The 20,291-nt window shown below is 38.9% G+C and carries 15 protein-coding genes; 6 read left to right on the top strand and 9 right to left on the bottom strand.

Annotated elements, in window-relative coordinates:
- Positions 1 to 102 precede the first annotated feature (102 nt).
- The 6 genes from fabG to yceD are packed head-to-tail and all read right to left on the bottom strand — an operon-like array spanning position 103 to position 4,525.
- Positions 103 to 840, bottom strand: coding sequence for a 3-oxoacyl-ACP reductase FabG (gene fabG / locus ABJD71_RS03950; protein WP_348164846.1), 738 nt, complete (start codon positions 838 to 840; stop codon positions 103 to 105).
- 17 nt (positions 841 to 857) lie between these two features.
- The gene (gene fabD, locus ABJD71_RS03945) at positions 858 to 1,784 is read right to left on the bottom strand and encodes an ACP S-malonyltransferase (RefSeq protein WP_348164844.1); all 927 of its coding nucleotides are present in this window, start codon (positions 1,782 to 1,784) and stop codon (positions 858 to 860) included.
- Positions 1,785 to 1,807: 23 nt separating this feature from the next.
- Positions 1,808 to 2,767, bottom strand: a complete 960-nt coding sequence (locus ABJD71_RS03940) for a beta-ketoacyl-ACP synthase III (RefSeq protein ID WP_348164841.1) — start codon at positions 2,765 to 2,767, stop codon at positions 1,808 to 1,810.
- Positions 2,768 to 3,796 carry a phosphate acyltransferase PlsX gene (gene plsX / locus ABJD71_RS03935; protein WP_348164838.1) on the bottom strand — a complete coding sequence of 343 codons (1,029 nt, stop codon included), beginning with the start codon at positions 3,794 to 3,796 and terminating at the stop codon, positions 2,768 to 2,770.
- A 20-nt stretch (positions 3,797 to 3,816) separates the two neighbouring features.
- Complete coding sequence (gene rpmF / locus ABJD71_RS03930; RefSeq protein WP_133471611.1) at positions 3,817 to 3,987, bottom strand: 50S ribosomal protein L32; 171 nt, start codon at positions 3,985 to 3,987, stop codon at positions 3,817 to 3,819.
- Between the two features lie 10 nt (positions 3,988 to 3,997).
- Positions 3,998 to 4,525, bottom strand: coding sequence for a 23S rRNA accumulation protein YceD (gene yceD, locus ABJD71_RS03925; RefSeq protein ID WP_348164836.1), 528 nt, complete (start codon positions 4,523 to 4,525; stop codon positions 3,998 to 4,000).
- 131 nt (positions 4,526 to 4,656) lie between these two features.
- On the opposite strand from yceD, the gene ABJD71_RS03920 reads away from it, so the two are divergent.
- Positions 4,657 to 5,259, top strand: coding sequence for a Maf family protein (locus ABJD71_RS03920; RefSeq protein WP_348164833.1), 603 nt, complete (start codon positions 4,657 to 4,659; stop codon positions 5,257 to 5,259).
- Here the strand turns inward: ABJD71_RS03920 and ABJD71_RS03915 are convergent.
- Complete coding sequence (locus ABJD71_RS03915; RefSeq protein WP_348164830.1) at positions 5,256 to 5,897, bottom strand: HAD-IA family hydrolase; 642 nt, start codon at positions 5,895 to 5,897, stop codon at positions 5,256 to 5,258. The two genes, ABJD71_RS03920 and ABJD71_RS03915, sit on opposite strands and share 4 nt — an antisense overlap.
- On the bottom strand, positions 5,887 to 6,840 hold the full coding sequence (gene rluC / locus ABJD71_RS03910; protein WP_348164827.1) for a 23S rRNA pseudouridine(955/2504/2580) synthase RluC: 954 nt from the start codon (positions 6,838 to 6,840) through the stop codon (positions 5,887 to 5,889). The genes ABJD71_RS03915 and rluC overlap by 11 nt, the downstream gene beginning before the upstream one ends.
- A gap of 597 nt (positions 6,841 to 7,437) precedes the next feature.
- Here rluC and rne point away from each other — a divergent pair.
- Both rne and ABJD71_RS03900 read left to right on the top strand, forming a co-directional pair.
- The gene (gene rne, locus ABJD71_RS03905) at positions 7,438 to 10,350 is read left to right on the top strand and encodes a ribonuclease E (RefSeq protein WP_348165353.1); all 2,913 of its coding nucleotides are present in this window, start codon (positions 7,438 to 7,440) and stop codon (positions 10,348 to 10,350) included.
- A 203-nt stretch (positions 10,351 to 10,553) separates the two neighbouring features.
- A complete protein-coding gene (locus ABJD71_RS03900) occupies positions 10,554 to 11,864 on the top strand; it encodes a DEAD/DEAH box helicase (protein ID WP_348164825.1) in 1,311 nt (436 codons plus the stop codon).
- A 58-nt stretch (positions 11,865 to 11,922) separates the two neighbouring features.
- On the opposite strand, the gene ABJD71_RS03895 is transcribed toward ABJD71_RS03900, so the two are convergent.
- Complete coding sequence (locus tag ABJD71_RS03895; RefSeq protein WP_348164822.1) at positions 11,923 to 12,369, bottom strand: YaiI/YqxD family protein; 447 nt, start codon at positions 12,367 to 12,369, stop codon at positions 11,923 to 11,925.
- A gap of 310 nt (positions 12,370 to 12,679) precedes the next feature.
- Between ABJD71_RS03895 and ABJD71_RS03890 the strand changes: the two genes are divergently transcribed.
- Genes ABJD71_RS03890 through ABJD71_RS03880 form a run of 3 tightly spaced genes read left to right on the top strand, consistent with a single transcriptional unit; the run spans position 12,680 to position 20,236 of the window.
- Positions 12,680 to 13,804 (top strand): efflux RND transporter periplasmic adaptor subunit, encoded by a 1,125-nt coding sequence (locus ABJD71_RS03890; protein WP_348164819.1) that lies wholly within the window; start codon positions 12,680 to 12,682, stop codon positions 13,802 to 13,804.
- 11 nt (positions 13,805 to 13,815) lie between these two features.
- Positions 13,816 to 17,154 carry an efflux RND transporter permease subunit gene (locus ABJD71_RS03885; protein WP_348164816.1) on the top strand — a complete coding sequence of 1,113 codons (3,339 nt, stop codon included), beginning with the start codon at positions 13,816 to 13,818 and terminating at the stop codon, positions 17,152 to 17,154.
- A complete protein-coding gene (locus ABJD71_RS03880; protein ID WP_348164813.1) occupies positions 17,147 to 20,236 on the top strand; it encodes an efflux RND transporter permease subunit in 3,090 nt (1,029 codons plus the stop codon). Before ABJD71_RS03885 ends, ABJD71_RS03880 begins: the two co-directional genes overlap by 8 nt.
- The last annotated feature ends 55 nt before the right edge of the window (positions 20,237 to 20,291 follow it).

Here is a 20,291-nt window from a genome sequence, read left to right as displayed (position 1 = left end):
CTTGCAAGTAAGTCACTCAACTTTTTTTCTGGTCCAACCACTCACGGTTAAATAAATATTCATTATTACAGTGTGGTTATAATACCACATGTCCTGTAATCGTTAACCCATGTACATTCCACCATTTACATGAATTGTTTCACCAGTAATGTAAGCGGCTTCTTCACTGACTAAAAACCCAACGGTTGCTGCTATTTCTTTTGGATCCCCCAAACGATTCGCGGGAATGTCTTTAAAAATATTTTCTTTCTGTTCATCTGTTAATGCTTTAGTCATATCTGTGTCAATAAAACCTGGGGCGACGACATTGACAGTAATACCTCTCGAAGCGACTTCACGAGCCATAGACTTACTAAAACCGATAACTCCAGCTTTTGCGGCCGCATAATTAGCTTGACCAGCATTACCTGTTGTTCCTACTACAGAGCCAATATTAACAATTCTTCCTTTACGCTTTTTCATCATGCCACGTAATACAGCTTTAGACATTTTGAAGATAGACGTAAGGTTAGTATCCATAATACTTTGCCATTCATCGTCTTTCATACGCATGAGTAGGTTATCTCTGGTGATACCGGCATTGTTAATTAAAATATCAACAGCACCATGCTTTTCAGTGATTTCTTTTAAAAGATTTTGCATAGAGTCAGGATCAGCAACGTTCAATACTTTACCTTCGCCATTTGATTGCAAATACTCTCCAATAGCTTTAGCGCCATTTTCAGATGTTGCTGTTCCAATAACAATTGCGCCATCGGCAACTAGACGCTCTGCGATTGCTCGACCAATACCACGGCTTGCACCGGTTACTAAGGCAATGCTGCCATTTAATTTAGACATTTATTTTCTCTACTTAACTATTTTAAATCTGATACAGACGCTAAAGACCCTATGGCCTTACACGTTAAAGCCTTATTTATACGCTTAGTTAAACCCGTAAGCACTTTTCCTGGGCCCAATTCATATAGATTATCGACACCCACTTCGTGTAATTGGTTCACTGTTTCTGTCCATCTAACCGGACTATATAGCTGAGCAATTAATGCTTGTTTAATTACAGTAGGATCAGTCTCCATTGCAACGTCGACGTTATTAACAACAGGTATTTGTGGTGTAGAAAAAGAAACATCGTTCAATAATGCAGCTAATTTATCCGCGGCTGGTTTCATTAATGCACAATGAGAAGGCACACTAACAGGTAAAGGTAAGGCACGTTTTGCACCTTGCTCTTTACAAAGCACTGCGGCAATTTCGGCAGCTTCCTTGTTACCAGCGATGACTACTTGTCCGGGCGAATTAAAATTCACAGCAGCTACAACCATATCTGAGTCAATTTGAGCTTGCTTACAGCAAGCAATGACCTTTTCGTCATCCAACCCGATGATTGCGTACATAGCCCCCACACCCTGTGGAACAGCTTTTTGCATAAATTGACCACGGGCTTCAACTAATTTTATGGCATTTTTAAAATCAATCACACCTGCACATACTAAAGCTGAATACTCACCTAAACTATGTCCTGCCATATAAGCAGGTAAAGGAAGGTTATTTTCTTGTAATATTTTAAATATGGCATAACTAGCCGCCAATAAAGCAGGTTGGGTTATTTGTGTTTGTCCCAACTTTTCTTCATCATTATTTACAACATCCCACAAATCATATTTCAGAACTTCACTAGCAGCTGCATACGTACTCTTTACAGTTGGATACTCTGAAGCCAAGTCATCCAACATACCTAAAAACTGTGACCCCTGACCTGGGAAGACCCATGCTTGTTTACTCATAAAAAACTTCTCTAAATAATAAATTAATAACGAACTAAGGCTGATGCCCAAGCAAATCCGCCGCCAAAAGCCTCTAATAATAGATTTTGACCACGTTTAATTCGGCCATCCCTAATTGCTGCGTCTAACGCAGTAGGAACCGTAGCGGCTGAAGTATTACCATATTTTTCAAGGGTCAATACGACTTGGTCTAGTGACATATCTAGTTTCTTAGCAGTAGCTTTAATAATACGAAAGTTAGCTTGATGAGGCACTAACCAGTCCAAATCTGATTTTTGCATATTATTAGCAGCTAACGTTTGCTCCACTACTTCACTTAGCTTAGTTACAGCCACTTTAAAGACCTCGTTGCCTTTCATAGAGCCCCAATTCTCGTGAATTGAGCGCTCATCTCCTCGTTGAGGGTTACCAACTGTTAACAAATCACCGTACGAGCCCGCAGCATTAATATGGGTAGACAATATGCCTGGCTCTTCACTTGCTTCAATAATTGTGGCGCCAGCAGCATCACCAAATAATATCACCATAGTTCGGTCTTCAGGGTTAATTAATCGACTTAAACAATCTGTACCGACAACCAGAATACGTTTAGCCATCCCAGATTTTATATACTGATCAGCAACACTCAAGGCATAACAATAACCTGCACATGCTGCTGCAACATCAAACGCAGGAATGCCATCAACATCTAAAGCCTTTTGAATCTCACATGCTGTACTAGGCAAAGCATAGCGACCTGATGTGGTTGCGCAAACAATCATGTCTAAAGACTTAGCGTCGATACCTGCAGCTTCCAAAGCTTTTTTGCTAGCTTCAGTACCCATAGTTGCAGCGGTTTCATGTTTGCCAATAATTCGTCTTTCTTTAATGCCGGTACGATCTGTAATCCACTCGTCAGTCGTGTCAACCATAGTTGATAAGTCGGCATTTGTTCTTATTTCGCTTGGATAGTAGCTACCCGTGCCAATTATTCTGGAATTCATTTATTCGTGACGCTCCATTAAAGCCGCTTCTATTTTATCTTTTATTTTCTCAGGTACCTGCATCTGGACTTCTTGTATAGACTTTCGAATAGCATACAAAAAAGCCTCTGACGAGGCATTACCATGGCTCTTAACCACAATTCCGCGCAATCCTACCAGACTCGCGCCATTATACTGGTCGGGTTTCATGCGTAAATACAGCCTATGGAATATAGGTAAAGCAACCTTTGCTAAAATAGAAAAGTACCAATTTTGTTGAGATACTCTTTTGATTTCTTCAAAGATAAACTTTGACAACCCTTCCCATGATTTTAAAGCTATATTTCCAACAAAACCATCGGTGACAACAACGTCTGCATTATCTGAGAAAATATCGTGCCCTTCTATGTATCCAATGTAATTGATACTTTTAGAATCAGTCAACAATCTAGCAGTTTGCTTAACTCGATCATTGCCCTTTATTTCTTCAACGCCTACATTAAGTAACGCGACTTTGGGCTGATTAATATTTCCAATCTGTTCAGCTAAGACTGACCCCATAACAGCGTATTGAAATAACACTTCTGAATCACAATTAATGTTTGCCCCTAAATCCAACAAATTAACTTTGCCATTATTCTTAGTTGGGATTTGTGTTACTAGAGCTGGCCGGTCGATACCTGGCAAGGTTTTCAAAACATAAAACGCCATAGTTAACAACGCACCAGTATTCCCGGCACTAACACAAGCGTCTGCTCTATTGTCTTGTACAAGGTCCAACATTCGCCTCATTGATGAATCTTTCTTGTGCCTCAATGCATGGGAAGGTGAATCATCCATTAATACCTCTTGAGAGCAGGTGGAAAGCTCAAGACGATTTTGGATATCATTAGGTTGTTTGTTAAACCATTCAAGCATGACAGCTTGTGGGCCACACAATATAACTTTTAAGGTAGGCGTTTCTTGCAGCGCTTTTAAAACTGCAGGAAAAATAATATGGGGGCCGTGATCGCCCCCCATGATATCTAACGCTATGGTTAGATGGCTCAATGTTCTATTACTTTAATGAATTAAAGAGATAAAACTTTTTTGCCTTTGTAGTAACCATCAGCGGTCACGTGATGACGAACATGCGTCTCACCTGACGTTGAGTCTACAGACAAAGCAACAGTACCAAGTGCATCATGTGAACGACGCATACCACGCTTTGAACGAGCTTTTTTACTCTTCTGTACAGCCATTATTTTACTCCTAGTCTCGCTTAAGTTCTTTCAAAACCGCGAACGGGTTTGGACGTTCATCGGCCGGTTCAATTTTTCCAAAACTCATTTTGTCTCGCTTTTGTTTGCAATCCTCCTCTGCATGAAGGGCTACAATAGGCAAAGATAAAATCAGCTCATCTTCAAGACATTGAAATAAATTGATTTCTCCATGGTCATCGACCTCTACCGGTTCGTAAACATCCGGTAATTCATCTTCGACTTCTTCCTCAGAACCCTGCACAGGACTGAAACAAAAAGACACATCCATAGGATGTTCAAAGACTTCATTACATCTTTCACAGCGTAGTGATGTTGAGCATGCCATACGACCTTGAAAATAAGTAAGACCCTGCTCGTCTTTTGCAAACTTAACATCAACATCTATTTCACTGGCAACACCTGCAACCATCCCAAGCAATCTTGGCATATCAGATGCTAAAATACCCCCCCGATAATCGGAACGTTTATTAGCACTTTTTACTGGGTCCAATCGCTTGGGTAATTTCACTTTCTGCATAGCGCGCGCATATTATAGTTTCAACGCTTATTAGTCAAAGAAAATATCATGTAAATAATAACGAGCTTACCGTGTAAATCCTAGTTAACATATATACAACTTTTTAAATCAACTGTGACTTTGTTTAATTAATGAAATTAGTACTTGCTTCTAGCTCTCAATATAGACAATCAATTTTAAAAAAATTGAATATTACATTTTCTGCATTAACACCTGATATTGACGAATCAGCTATCATGGGTGAATCAATAGAAGAGCAAGTTATAAGACTCGCCACACAAAAAGCAGCTTCTGTAGCAGATAAACTTAACGATAAAGAAACATTTATAATTGGTTCAGACCAACTAGCAAGTTTAAATGGTAAAATTCTAGGAAAGCCTGGTGACTATAACCAGGCTAAACAGCAACTATCAATGGCCAGTGGACAAACCGTAAAGTTTTATACTGGCCTATGTCTATTAAAATCCGCCACTAATCAAATAGAAAACCTTGTAGATGTTTTCAGTGTTACATTTAAGAAATTGAGTGAAAAACAAATTGACACATATTTAAAAATTGAAGAACCTTTTGACTGTGCGGGTAGTTTTAAAAGTGAAGGTTTAGGTATTGTCTTATTCCAATCACTTAATGGTACAGATCCAAACAGCCTTATTGGACTTCCATTAATCAAGCTCATTGAATTATTTGAGAAAATGGATGTTGATATATTCGAGTATTTGCAAAGGCCACATTAAACAATTTCTGTTAATTCATCCAAAGAATCAATAACGGCTATTGGGTTGTAGCGCATTAAGGTTTCACTTTCGTGGACCCCAAAACTAACTGCAATTCGATCCACACCTATAGACTCTGCCATTTCCATGTCATAGGTAGTATCACCCACCATTACAACTTCATTAGCTTGTAAATTTAACTCGGTTAATATTTGCTCTAGCATATCAGGAGATGGCTTGCTATTTGCGTCATCTGCTGTTCTTGATGTAGTGAACAAATGGCCAGTATGGGAATGTAATAAATTATTCTCTAACCCCTGTCTCGCTTTTCCTGTAGCAACCGCTAAAATATGCCCCCTAGACTTTAACTCTTCGAGCATTTCTAAGGCTCCCTCAAACATTGGACTGCTAATTTGAGAGTGGTTTTTAAAATGTTCTTTATAGGTGACCATTAGTTTATTTGCTTCTTTAGGGTCATCAATTGAGAAGAGCTTTTTCAAAGCTGGTAATAAACTTATTCCAATAACATTTTTTGCTTCATTATAGTTTGGTACAGGTAATCCAAAATGTTTAGCACTGGTCTGCATGCTTTCTACGATTTTTGCTACAGAATCCATTAAGGTTCCGTCCCAATCAAAAATAACCGCTTTATATTTCACTGCGCAACCTTTTTAAAACATTTACTAACTGAAATTCTAGCGGTGCTTTAAAGCTGACCCTTTCTTCGGTGTTAGGGTGTATAAAAGCCAAAGAGTGAGCATGTAAAAATAAGCGATTAAGTCCGAGATTTTTTGTTCTTGTTTCAAATTCAGTATCACCATATCGATCATCACATGCTATTGGATGACCCGCATGTAAACAATGCACCCTAATTTGGTGAGTACGACCTGTAATGGGCGAGGCTTCGACTAAAGTAGCCTCATTAAAAAGCTCTAAGATTCGATAACGAGTTTCTGAAGGCTTACCTTCATCATTCACTAACACCATACGCTCACCAGATTTCAAAGTATTTTTAAGCAACGGAGCTTTGACTTTAAATCGATTCGCGGGCCATTCACCAGCCACTAATGCCTGATAACGTTTATCTACTTTTCTGTCTCTTAATTGTTCATGTAAGTTTTTTAACGCCGAACGACGTTTAGCTATTAATAAACAACCAGATGTATCTCTATCAAGCCTATGTACTAATTCTAAAAATTTTTGTTGTGGCCTTAATGCTCTTAATCCTTCAATCACGCCAAAGCTTAAACCACTTCCACCGTGAACTGCTGTACCTGAAGGTTTATTTAGAACAATAATCCAATCATCTTCATAAATAATCCCTTTTTCTAAACTAGACACTTTATCTAACTTAGTTGAAGGTAGCGTTGTTGGCTCTGATACTCTTACTGGAGGAATACGCAACTCATCGTTAGCACATAGTTTATATTCTGGCTTTACCCTTTTTTTATTAACGCGCACCTCGCCTTTTCGTAAAATACGATAAATGAGGCTTTTAGGTACTCCTTTTAATAAAGTACGCAAAAAGTTATCAATCCTTTGACCTTCAAGGTCAGGATCAACAGTTATAAATTGAACTTTTTCAAATAATAGGTCAGCCATATCCGGCGTATTCTAACTGAATTTTAATAATAGTTGTCCAGTATTTTAATTCCTTGCCAGTATTACCGGTTTAATGTGATAATAAAAAGACTTTCATGCATGAAGTAAATGTATGAAACAAAATAATGAATTAAATGTTCTGTATGCATAAACGACCAAAAGTCGTAAACATAGATTGCTCACCAGTTACGGTGAACCAACAGTGAAGTGTGTAACTTTTCACTGGTTATGGTTAAACAGAGCACTTACATCAGCGATATAAATATCTTACTGAACGCATACGATGTAAAGAAGACGAATTGAATTGACAATATATTTGAACACAACCAAGCCATATAATAGAGCTAAGTTTTTCGAATATAATAAGTTTTAGAGTATAATTTTTTATCTAAACTGCAGCCGTGTTTAGAGCCTATCAACATGTAGGTAAAGTGTTTGAAAGTAATGCATTAAATAATTAATGGCAATAACACGTACAGGTAAAACTTAACTAAAAGTATACAGTCGTGAGACTGGATCAAACAGGTGTCTAATCATTTAGTCATTCTTTACTTAGTAGCGGTCGGTACATTACTGAGCTAAATAAGAATGAAAAGAATGTTAATCAATGGTACTCAGCAAGAAGAATTGCGAGTAGCACTTGTAGATGGGCAAAAGTTGTATGATTTGGATATAGAAAGTCCAGGCCATGAACAAAAGAAAGCCAATATATATAAAGGTACAATCACCCGCGTAGAGCCAAGTCTTGAGGCAGCATTTGTAGATTACGGTGCAGAAAGACACGGTTTTTTACCCCTCAAAGAAATAGGTAGAACCTACTTCCCCAAAGGCTATAAGTTTGAAGGCCGTCCCAATATAAAAGAGGTCATTAAAGAAGGCCAAGAAGTAATAATCCAAATTGATAAAGAAGAGCGTGGCCAAAAAGGCGCAGCGTTAACAACCTTTATTAGCTTAGCAGGCAGCTACCTTGTTTTAATGCCAAATAATCCTCGTGCAGGGGGTATTTCTCGTCGTATTGAAGGTGATGAAAGAACCGAATTAAAAGCTGCGCTAAGTGGATTGAACTTACCCGATGGTATGGGCTTAATCGTTAGGACAGCAGGTGTTGGAAAGTCATCTGAAGAGCTAGCTTACGATTTAGATTATCTAGTATCGGGTTGGGGTCGTATTAAAGAAATGGCCGACTCTCGCCCTGCTCCTTTCTTAATTCATCAAGAAAGTGATGTAGTAGTTCGTGCAATACGTGACTACCTAAGACGCGATATCGGCGAAATACTTATTGATAAAACAGCAGTACACGAACGAGCATTAAAACATGTTGAACAAATGCGTCCAGATTATGCGAATCGTGTAAAACTATACAAAGGTGACGTGCCTTTATTCAGTCACTACCAAATTGAAAGTCAAATAGAATCTGCCTTCCAACGTGAAGTTCGTCTACCTTCAGGCGGGTCTATTGTTATTGACCCAACAGAAGCGTTGATCTCTATTGATATCAACTCAGCCCGTGCAACAAAAGGGAGCGATATCGAAGAAACCGCTTTTAATACTAACTTAGAAGCAGCAGATGAGATCGCTAGGCAATTACGTCTTCGAGATGCAGGTGGTTTAGTTGTAATAGACTTCATTGACATGACGCCAGTACGTCACCAAAGAGAAGTAGAGAACCGCATGAAAGAAGCGGTTAGAGGAGACCGAGCTAGAGTACAACTTGGGCGTATTTCTCGATTCGGTTTATTAGAAATGTCTCGCCAGCGTTTGCGTCCTTCTTTAGGTGATTCTGCTTATCATGTATGTCCACGTTGTAGCGGTCATGGCACGGTGCGTGGTACTGAGTCGTTAGCCTTATCTGTTTTACGGATAATGGAAGAAGAAAGTATTAAGGACAATACAGGTCAAATAGAGGCACAACTACCTGTTAACGTTGCAACCTATTTACTTAATGAAAAACGTAAATCAGTCAGAAGCATTGAGAAACGTCACTCTGTCCAATTAGTGATAATTCCAAATCCAAATATGGAAACGCCTCATTATAGTGTCGCTCGTCGCAGACCTGATGAAGCAGCACAAGATATGAGTTACAAGTTACCTCTTATTGAACAAGAAGAAACCATTACTGATAAAACCATTGCTCCTGCTTTGGCCAAAGAACAACCAGCTTTACAAAGCCTTATTGAACCGAATAAGACAAGGTCTACTCAAGCTCCAAAAAATGTTTCTAAAGAAGACAGTGTCCTAAGTAAAATTGGTAAGTGGTTATCAGATTTATTTAAGGTTGAAACTAAAGAAGTACCCAATAAAAATACCCGCACAAGTAATCAAGGTAATAGCCAGCGTAAAGGCAGAAATAGTCGTAACGATCGCAATAGACGTAATAGCAAGAATTATGATCGTAACGAGAAAAATGAACGTAACGACAAGTCATCAAAACGTAATGAACGTTCAGATCGCAAACCTAGAAACGACAATCGTAAGCCACGTCGTAACGATAAAGACAAAGCGACTGAGAATGTCACTCAAGTAAATCAGAGTTCCGAAGTTCGTAACAATACTGCTCCTGCAAAGAAAAAGGAAAAAGTCGCAGAGCGTCGTAAGCGCAGAGATACCAGACGTAGTGTAAGAGTAGATTCTGAGAAAGTTGAAAATACTAAGTCTTCTACTTTAATTGCTAAAGAAGAATCAGCAAACGTTGATAGCATTGAATCTAATTTAGCTCCTGAAGTTACTGTGGCAGTTACGAATGTAGATATTCCGACTGAAGAGACAACGTCTATAGATTTTGAAGCAACATCTGAACAAGCGGAAGCCTCAAATGTATCTAACGACGAAGAGCAAAAACCACGTACTCGTAGTCGCCGCTCTCCTCGTCATGTTAGAGCTGCGGGTCAAAAGCGTCGTAAAGATACGGACGTGTCTGATGAAACGGTTACTGACAGCAAATCAGTAGAAGTTGCTGAGGTAAATGTAACGGCTACAGATATAGCTGAAACGCCATTAGCTCAACCAGTTCAAGCGCCAGATGTTAAGGAAACTCAAGTCGAGCCAAGTGCAAAGCAAGATGAGCTACAGTTTGATGAACCAGCTAAGGTTGATGAAACACCAGCCCCTGTAGTTGAACAAACCACTCCAGAACAGGTTTCTTTAGAGTTATCAGATGACGAACCTAAAGCAATCGAACCTACACCTGTAAGTGCTGAAACACCTCCTGTAGTGGAAGCAAAAACCCCAGAAGTAGAGGTGCCTAAAGTGAAGGATTCAGAAGCACCTATTAAAGCTAAGACTGCTTCAAAAGCTACCTCTTTGAAAGTGTCGAAAAAGGTTAAATCACAATCTGTTTCAGCACCTATGGCAAGACCCGCAGAAATTACTGAGGACTTTGTCGAGATTAACATTAGCTCCTTAGCTGACGATGCTCGCCCAGAGTTAAAGCGTTCAACTAAAACCGCTGCAATATTAAGTGCCTCAAATAAAGCAACGGCCCCAGCGTTTAGACCAGGAGCTGACTCATAAATTTTAGTAAAACAGATTGACGTTAAATATTAACGTTACTGTACAAAACTAGTATGCCGTGGAGTCGCCTCCACGGCATTTTTATTGGTAACTAAGCGTGTATTGCTGTATCCTCCCGCGACTTATTTTAGCCGTTCATATTTCAAACAAAGCATGGGCTTAGTTTGACACAGTTGCTAACCACCCTACTTTGAGAATTATCTATGAGTTTTGCCGACCTAGGCCTTTCACCAAAAATTTTATCCGCTATTACTAATAAGGGATATACCACCCCCTCTCCTATACAGGCCCAGGCTATCCCTGCTGTGTTAAAAGGCAGCGATGTAATGGCCGCCGCACAAACAGGCACAGGAAAAACAGCAGGGTTTACCCTGCCTATCTTACACCTGTTGAGCCAAGGCAAACCTGCAAAAGCTAATCAAGCTAGGGCCTTGATACTCACTCCTACTCGCGAGCTGGCAGCTCAGGTAGCTGAAAGTGTGCAAACATACGGACAAGACTTATCGTTAAGATCTACTGTAGTTTTTGGGGGCGTTGGTATTAATCCACAAATGCAAAAGTTACGAAAAGGGGCAGATGTTCTTGTTGCTACTCCCGGCCGCTTACTCGATTTGTATAATCAAAACGCCGTTAAATTTAATGAGCTAGAAATCCTAGTGCTGGATGAGGCAGACCGTATGTTAGATATGGGCTTTATTCATGACATTAAGAAAATTATTAAACTGTTACCTCAGAAACGTCAAAATTTGATGTTTTCTGCAACTTTTTCTGACGACATTAGAAAACTAGCAAAAGGTTTGGTTAACAACCCTGTAGAAGTTTCTGTATCGCCAGCAAACACTACGGTAGATTTAGTAGAGCAATGGGTTTACCCAGTTGATAAAAGCAGAAAGTCACAGCTATTAACCCACTTGATCAAAGAAAATGACTGGCAACAGGTATTAGTATTTAGCCGCACCAAACATGGTGCTAACCGAATAGTTAAGCAGTTAGAAGGGCGTGGTATTACGGCTGCAGCCATTCATGGTAATAAAAGCCAAGGTGCACGTACCAAAGCGCTAAGCGACTTCAAGCAAGGTAAAGTAAAAGCCTTGATTGCCACTGATATAGCAGCCAGAGGCTTGGATATTGATCAGTTACCACAAGTAGTAAACTTTGATTTACCAAATGTTGCTGAAGATTATGTTCACAGAATTGGTCGAACAGGTCGTGCTGGCGCTAAAGGCCAAGCTATTTCAATGGTGACACAAGATGAATTTAAAGAGTTAGTAGACATAGAAATATTAACAAAACAACTCATACAAAGAAAAGTCATCGCTGGTTATGAACCAAGTCAGCCTTTACCTGAGTCCAAAGAAGGTCAGCGACCTATAAAGGCTAAAAAGAAACCGCAACCTAATAGACAAAATAATCAGTCTAATCGTAACCGTACTGGTGACTCACGCAACAACAATGGACAGCCTTCTCAGCGGCGTAGAAGACAACCAACCAATACCAATTCTGGAAATAGATAAGCTTAACAAATTACACAAATACCAAATAAAGTGCAGGCTTAAAACGCCTGCTTTTTTATTAATGGTTTGCAGTAAGAATACGATCTAAATGGTTTGAAAAATTCTGCCTGTCTTTTTGGTTTAAAGGTGGCGGCCCTCCAGACTGTTCACCGCTGGCTCGCATGGTATCCATAAAATCACGTATATTAAGTCTTGAACGAATATTTTCTTTAGTAAACAACTCACCTCGCCCACTTAATGCAAGAGCACCTTTTTCTATTACCTCAGCAGCAAGTGGGATATCGCTGGTTATAATTAAATCGCCAAGCACCACTAACTTTACTATTTCATCATCAGCTACATCAAACCCTTGAGGCACCTGCATTGACCTGATAAATTTTGATGGCGGGGTACGAATATATTGATTAGCGACATATATGGTTTCGACTTCTTTTCGTTGTGCCGCACGATTTAAAATATCCTTAATCACCACTGGAACCGCATCTGCATCCACCCAAATTTTCAATTTATTTCCTCACTTTTAAAAGCTAAAAATTCTATAACTCTAATGTAAGTTTTGTAACCTAATCAGACAAGCAATTCATCACTGCTAGTTAACATTAAATCAACTAGCTACAATCCCCCAATTTAAATTGGTCAATTAAACCATTTAGTAAGCAAACCCGCTAAAAACTTAACATAAACTCTGCAGCCACTGACGTTATATTACCGTAACCAATTGTTTTTAATGTGTTTTATTGCTTTGGCACGGTCGCTGCAAAACATGAACTACAAACTCACTATTTGTTTAATTTTCGTTTTTTAAGGGACCCAAAATGCACTTAATATTAAAAAAACCAAGCAGCAATTTAGTAATAATTTTAAGCCTTTTACTCAGCGTCAGTCTATTAAGTGCATGTGGCGATAACAGCAATACCGCAACTCAAGACAAACCATCTGAAAAATTAATTATGTCAGTACCTGTTGAAATAACCCTATTGTCTAAAGGTGATATTTCATCAAACTATACCACCACTGCGGTATTAGAACCCAAAGAAGAGGCTTTTGTAGTGCCAAGGGCATCTGGCATTATAGAAAACATTTATGTTGAAGAAGGTGACTATGTAGAGAAAGGTCAAGTGCTAGCGCAAATAGAGCCAAGACGCTATCACCTTAACCTAGACAGGGCAAAAGCGGATCTAGTAGGAGTTGAAAAAGAGCTAGCAAAAATAAACAAAGTTTATAGTCAAAAACTGGTCAGTGATGATACTTACGATAAGCTAAGTGCACAATTTGAGTCAGCAAAGGCCACACTATCGTTGGCTGAATTAGATCTAAAAGAAGCAACTATCGTTGCACCCATTTCAGGTTATATAGCAGAACGTAACGCCAAAGTTGGTAATTTAACCGAATCTTTTCAAAGAGCGAGAATGTTCCATATAGTTCAACAAAAAGAATTATACGGTATTGTTTATCTACCAGAGAAAGAGCTTTCTAAAGTATTCAAAAATCAACAAGCCACCTTAATATTAACCGCTTTAAACGATACAACAATCAAAGCTTATGTAGAGCGTATCAGCCCAGTTATAGACGCAACCACAGGTACATTCAAAGTAACGTTACGAGTTCCTAATACCAATAACCAATTAAAGTCAGGTATGTTTGCTGAAGTCCAACTTAACTACGACACCCATAAAAACTCACTTTTATTAGCCCGTAAATCCTTAATTGCCATTGATGACAGTATTAATGTATTTGTTGTTGAAAATGGCATTGCCAGTAAACAAAACATAAGAATCGGCTATCAACAAGGTGAATTAGTTGAGGTCATCAGTGGACTCACCGGTAACGAACAAGTGGTAATTACTGGCCACCAAAACTTAAGAGACCAAGCCCCTGTAGAAATCATATCGACAGAGACTGCATTAGTTGAAATAACCGAACCCACTGTTAAAGGTTAAGGAAAAGCAATATGAACATTATTGATATTGCAGTTAAGCGGCCTGTTACTATATGGATGTTTACATTAGCTATTATACTATTTGGCATGGTATCTCTATCTAGACTAGCGATAAACCTGTTACCAGAATTATCTTACCCTACGCTAACCATTCGCACGGATTACATTGGCGCCGCACCAAGCGAGATTGAGCAACTTGTTTCAAAACCAATAGAAGAAACCATAGGTGTTGTTAAAGGTGTCCATACAGTGACATCTACATCAAAAGCAAGTCAATCTGATGTACTGCTAGAGTTTGACTGGGGAACAGATATGGACTTAGCAAGCTTAGAAGTTCGTGAAAAGCTAGACACATTACAACTCCCACTAGATGTCACTAAACCTTTACTTTTGCGCTTTAATCCTAGCTTAGATCCCGTGCTACGTTTTGGGCTTAGTGGTATTAAAGAGAATACCAGTGGTGACCGTGAAATCGCTCCAGGTAATGAGAAAAGTATTAAAGCTCTAAGGCTATATGGTGAAGAACAAGTAAAACGACAACTTGAATCAGTGGCAGGAGTAGCCTCTGTAAAAATAAGTGGAGGGTTAGAAAATGAAATTCAAGTTTTAATAAATCAGCAAAAAACCAATCAACTTAATTTAAACGTGAGTGACATTATCAAACGCCTAAAAGATGAAAATGTGAACTCGTCAGGCGGTAGAGTTAAAGATGGATCTCAAGAATATCTTGTTCGAACTTTAAATCAATTTCAAAATTTAGATGATATTAGAAACCTATTTATTGCTACTCGAGAAAACAAAAACATCCGATTAGGAGATATAGCAACAGTTAAAGAAGCCTATAAAGAACCTACCTCAATGAATAGGTTTAACGGTTACGAAGGTGTTGAAATTGCCATTTATAAAGAAGGCGATGCAAACACAGTGCAGGTGGCCGAAAACGTTCAATTTAGAATTGAGCAAATCCAAAGTAACATGCCAACTCAATACCAATTACAACTCCTTTATGATCAATCAAGGTTTATTGGAAGTGCCATAGATGAAGTGAAATCAGCTGGTATTATTGGCGGGTTATTGGCTATGGCAATCTTATATTTATTTTTGAAAAATATCTGGTCTACTCTAATTATTTCAATTTCAATACCTGTATCAATAATTGCCACCTTTAACTTGATGTATAGCAATGACATTAGCCTAAACATAATGAGTCTGGGAGGGATCGCCCTGGCAATAGGTTTGTTAGTGGATAATAGTATTGTAGTGTTAGAAAACATTGCTCGGCACAAAACCCTAAACAAAACCCCAAAACAAGCAGCCGCTATAGGAACAAAAGAAGTTTCAATGGCCATAGTAGCGTCAACCCTCACCACCATGGCAGTGTTCTTTCCATTGGTCTTTGTAGAAGGAGTAGCCGGCCAGTTATTTAGTGACCAAGCCTTAACCGTTACTTTCGCACTTGCTGCTTCGCTACTCGTTGCATTAACGTTAATCCCTATGTTAGCCGCTCGAGAAAAAGGCAAAAACCACCACAAAGAACCAAGCAAAATTGTCTTTAGCCCCTCAGAACCCAAAATAAAACCAACTAGCAAAAAAGCATTAGTTGGTTACTACATCACCCTACCCTTTAGTCTTATATTTAAAGGGGTTGGCTTGTGTTTTTACTATATATTATTAGCCATCTTTACATTATTTATTGGCATATTCAGAGTATTCGGCAAGGTTTCAAAGCTAATTTTGCAGCCTATTCTTTGGAGCTTTGAAAAATCCTTTGTTCAGATAGAGCGCATTTATGTAGTGGCATTAAATGCAGCCCTTAAAATAAGAATTCTAGTATTAAGTTCGGTAGTTATTGTTTCGGCCTTGTCATTGTTTCTATTACCTAAAATAGGCATGGAGCTTATTCCAGATATGTCACAGGGAGAATTCTTTGTCGAAATTAATTTACCAACAGGCTCCCAATTAGCTCAAACAGACCAAGTCATTACCGATTTAGCCCAATTCACTGCTACGTTACCAAGTGTTGAAAGAACATATGCACTTGCAGGAACAGGTAGCTTAATGAATGCCTCAGCAAGTCAAGGTGGCGATTACTGGGGTAAGTTAAATGTAGTCATGACACCTCTTAGTACCAATGAGTCAACCGAAAAGGTTATTGAAGATATGCGGGCATATTTGTCCAAACAAGCAGGTGTGCAAAGTAAATTTGGCAAACCAGCTTTATTTACTTTTGCCACTCCTTTAGCTGTACAAATAATTGGTTACGACCTCACTTCTTTGAGTCACTACAGCCAATCATTGGTGGAAAGTTTACAGAATGATCAGAGATTCGCAGATATCAAGTCGACGTTACAATCTGGAAACCCTGAATTAAAGATCAAATTCGACCATAGTAGAATGTCCCAATTGGGTATAAATGCCCCAGATGTGTCTAAACTAATTGCCACTAAAGTGGGAGGTGAAGTCGCCACAAAATATAGCATTCAAGATCGAAAGGTAGACATCTTAGTTAGAACCATTGAAAAGCAACGTGATTCTATAGAAGACATAGGGCAAATCATTGTTAATCCTGGAGCGACTCCCGCTATACCGTTAAATGCGATTGCTGATATTACTATGTCTATTGGCCCTAGCGAAATAACTCGAATTGGCCAACAGCGCGTGGCGGTAGTTTCTGCAAATTTAAACTTTGGTGACCTTAACCAAGCTGTAACTGTTATTAATGAACACATAAATTCACTAAACTTGCCCCTTACTATCCAAACTAAGGTGGCAGGGCAAAGTGAAGAAATGAAAACTAGCTTCCAGTCATTACAATTTGCCTTGGTTTTGGCAATATTTCTAGTTTACTTAGTGATGGCATCTCAATTTGAATCCCTATTACATCCACTATTGATATTATTTACTGTACCTCTTGCATGTGCAGGCTCTATTTATGGCTTATATTTATCAGGTACAAACCTAAGTGTTGTCGTATTTATTGGCTTAATCATGTTGGCAGGAATTGTGGTTAACAACGCCATTGTTCTCATAGATAGGATCAACCAAGTTAGAGCCTCTGGAATTGAAAAAACACATGCCATTATAGAGTCAGCACAAAGTCGATTACGGCCAATATTGATGACCACTTTGACCACAACTTTAGGCCTTTTACCCATGGCCATCGGCCTAGGTGAAGGTGCTGAAATCCGCACACCTATGGCAATAACTGTTATATATGGGCTGATGTTCGCGACCATATTAACTCTGTTTTTTATCCCAGTCCTTTACAGCTTATTTGACCGCAAAGTATTTATCTCACAGCAACAAAACACCCTATCAGACACACAAAATGGAGGGGCGGTTCATGGATAAGTTTGAATCAACGGGAGCGGCATTAGCTGGCTTTGCCATACGTCGCCCTGTCACTATAGGCATGCTGTTCTTTTCAATGCTGGTGTTTGGGTTAATCTCAAGCCAATTATTACCTTTAGAAAAATTTCCAAGTATAGACATACCAGAAATAACCATACGTATTCCCTACAAAGACGCCACCCCGGTAGAAGTAGAGAAAATGATTACTCGGCCAATAGAAGAAGCACTCGCCACTATGTCTGGTATTCAGCGGCTAATGTCAAACTCAACAGAAGATGCAGCTGTCATTAGATTACAATTTGCCTGGGACGAAAATCTCAAAGCCAAAGGTATTGAAGCAAGAGAAAAAATAGATGCTATTCGAAATGAATTGCCATCTGATGTTGAAAGAGTATTAGTTTATCAATTTAATACCAACGACATGCCAATATTCACGCTCCGAGTATCTAGCGATAGAGACTTATCCAGTGCTTATGATTTGTTAGACCGTAACCTTAAACGCCCCATTGAGAGAGTGGCAGGTGTATCAAAAGTAGAGCTATATGGTGTAACCCAAAAGCAAATATCTATTCGCTTAGACCAACAGTTAATGACCGCACTACAGGTAAAACCGAATGAATTAGCTAGCACCTTAAAAAATGCAAACTTTTCCCTTTCTGCTGGAAGCTATCAAGACAACAACCTTAAACAAAAGATAAATGTTAACCCACAAGGTGAGTTCAATAGTCTCCAAGAAATTCAAGACTTAATGATTAAGAAAGGGGTGCGATTAAGTGACATTGCTTTAGTTCAATACGAAAAACCCAAACGTATCGAAGGTCGTCATCTAGACCAGACCTATGCTGTAGGCTTTAATATTTACCGTGAGTCTAACAGTAATATGGTAACCGTATCAGACGATGTAATGAACGTTATTGATGAAGCAAATCATAACCCTGCTTTTAACGGCATACACCTTTTTATAATGGATAACGAAGCACAGAGTGTCACTAAATCTCTTTCTGACTTACTTAATGCAGGCCTACTTGGGGCCTTATTGTCGCTGATTGTGCTGTATGCTTTTCTGCGAAATATTACTAGCACTCTATTGGTAGTTTTATCAGTACCCTTTAGTATTTGTATTACCTTAGGGTGTATGTACATTATGGGATACACCATCAATATTTTATCTATGATGGGCTTGATGTTAGCTGTTGGTATGCTAGTTGATAATGCAGTAGTCGTTACCGAAAGCATCGAACAAGAGAAAGAAAGCATAGCAAACACTGTAGATGCTACCAAAGCGGGGGTGGCTAAAGTTAGTCTTGCTGTTATCGCAGGAACAATCACAACGGCTATTGTATTTTTACCTAATATCGTTGGTGCTAAAGTTAATGTCACAATATTTTTAGAACACGTGGCCATTGCTATTTGCATCTCGTTATTTGCCTCGCTCCTTATATCACAAACCCTCATCCCGTTACTTGCAACAAAAATCAAGCCTAAGAATAACAAAGACATGCACAGTAATACAAAGCGCCCTAGCAAAATGACCTTGGCTTACAAAAACGTACTTACATGGTCACTTAACAATCAAGGTAAAACCGCTTTAATTGCAGTGTTAATTTTAATGAGTACAGCGCTACCTATGCAACATGTTACCAGCGACGATGACAATGACGGCGACCAAAACAGGGTATGGTTAAACTATGATGTTCAAGGCAGTTACAACATGGAAGAAGTAGAAAAAACCGTTAAAAAAATGGAGAACTACCTGTATAGCAACCAGGAAAAGTTTTATATAAAGCAAGTCTATACCTATTTTACCGCGGGCCATGCAGTCTCTGGAATTACCTTGGTAGATAACTTACCCGTATCACAAAAATACGTCAAAAAACTCATTACCGAAAATATGCCCAAGTTCGTAAGAGCTAAACCGAGTTTTCAATGGGATCAAGGCAACGGTGGCGGTATACAAATAACATTAATTGGAGACTCTTCTGAAAGGCTAGAACAAATAGCCGCACAAATAATTCCTGTATTTTCTAATATCAAAGGGTTAACAGAAGTTAAAACGGACACGAGTCAACAGAAACAAGAGCTAAGAGTAGTAATTGATAGACAAAAAGCCTTTAGGTTTGGCCTCAATACTCAAGATATATCCCAAGTTATAGCAACAGCATTAAGGGGAACAAACCTAAGAACATTTAGACATGGTGAAAACGGCGAAGTTGGCATAAAACTCATGTACGACCAAAACCTACAAAACTCAGTGGAAGCCCTTAAAAACCTTACAATTACCCGCCAAGGTCAACAAAATGTCACCTTAGATATGATTGCCAACCTATCGGTGGCTCCCCGCGCTTCAGAAATAAACCGCAGTTATAGGCAAACATCAGTCACGATAGGAGGTAATTTACAAGACGGTGTAACATTAGAAGAGGTTCAAGAAAGCATTAAAGGAGTAATGGAGCACATACAATTACCTAGCGGTTATGGCTGGACGTTTGATGGCAGTATTAAGCGCCAAAATCAAAATGAAGATGCCATGCAAACTAATATGCTCTTGGCCCTTTGTATGATTTATATAGTGATGGCTGCTCTATTCGAATCAATATTGCTGCCAACAGCCGTTATCACTTCTTTGTTATTTTCACTTACTGGGGTGTTTTGGGCACTGTTTATAGCGGGTATTCCCATGTCGATAATGAGTATGATTGGTATGTTAATATTGATGGGAATTGTGGTGAACAATGGCATTGTATTAGTGGATCGAATAAATCAATTAATAAATGAAGGGTTACAAGTTCAGCAAGCAATAATAGAGGCGTGTTTAAACCGAGTCAGACCCATATTAATGACGGTAGCCACTACCGTTTTAGGCTTGGTACCCTTAGCATTTGGAAGCACTAGGCTAGGAGGTGATGGACCAGCATACTCACCCATGGCTATAGCGATTATTGGTGGTTTGGTTTTCTCGACCTTAACTAGTTTAGTGTTAGTTCCCCTAGCCTATTTGTTGTTACTTAAATTGCGGGCGAAAACAGCTAATATGATAAATAACAGTAAAAATTTAGTAAGTAAACTCATTGCAGAGTCATGAAAAAAGGTGTTATCAATTTAAGAGAGGCTTAAAAACCTCTCTTAACAATTAAAAT

The sequence above is a fragment of the Paraglaciecola sp. genome, from assembly GCF_039943935.1.
Taxonomy (GTDB): domain Bacteria; phylum Pseudomonadota; class Gammaproteobacteria; order Enterobacterales; family Alteromonadaceae; genus Paraglaciecola.
Note: the sequence above shows the minus strand (reverse complement) of the source record. Positions and strands in the feature narration are given on the sequence as shown.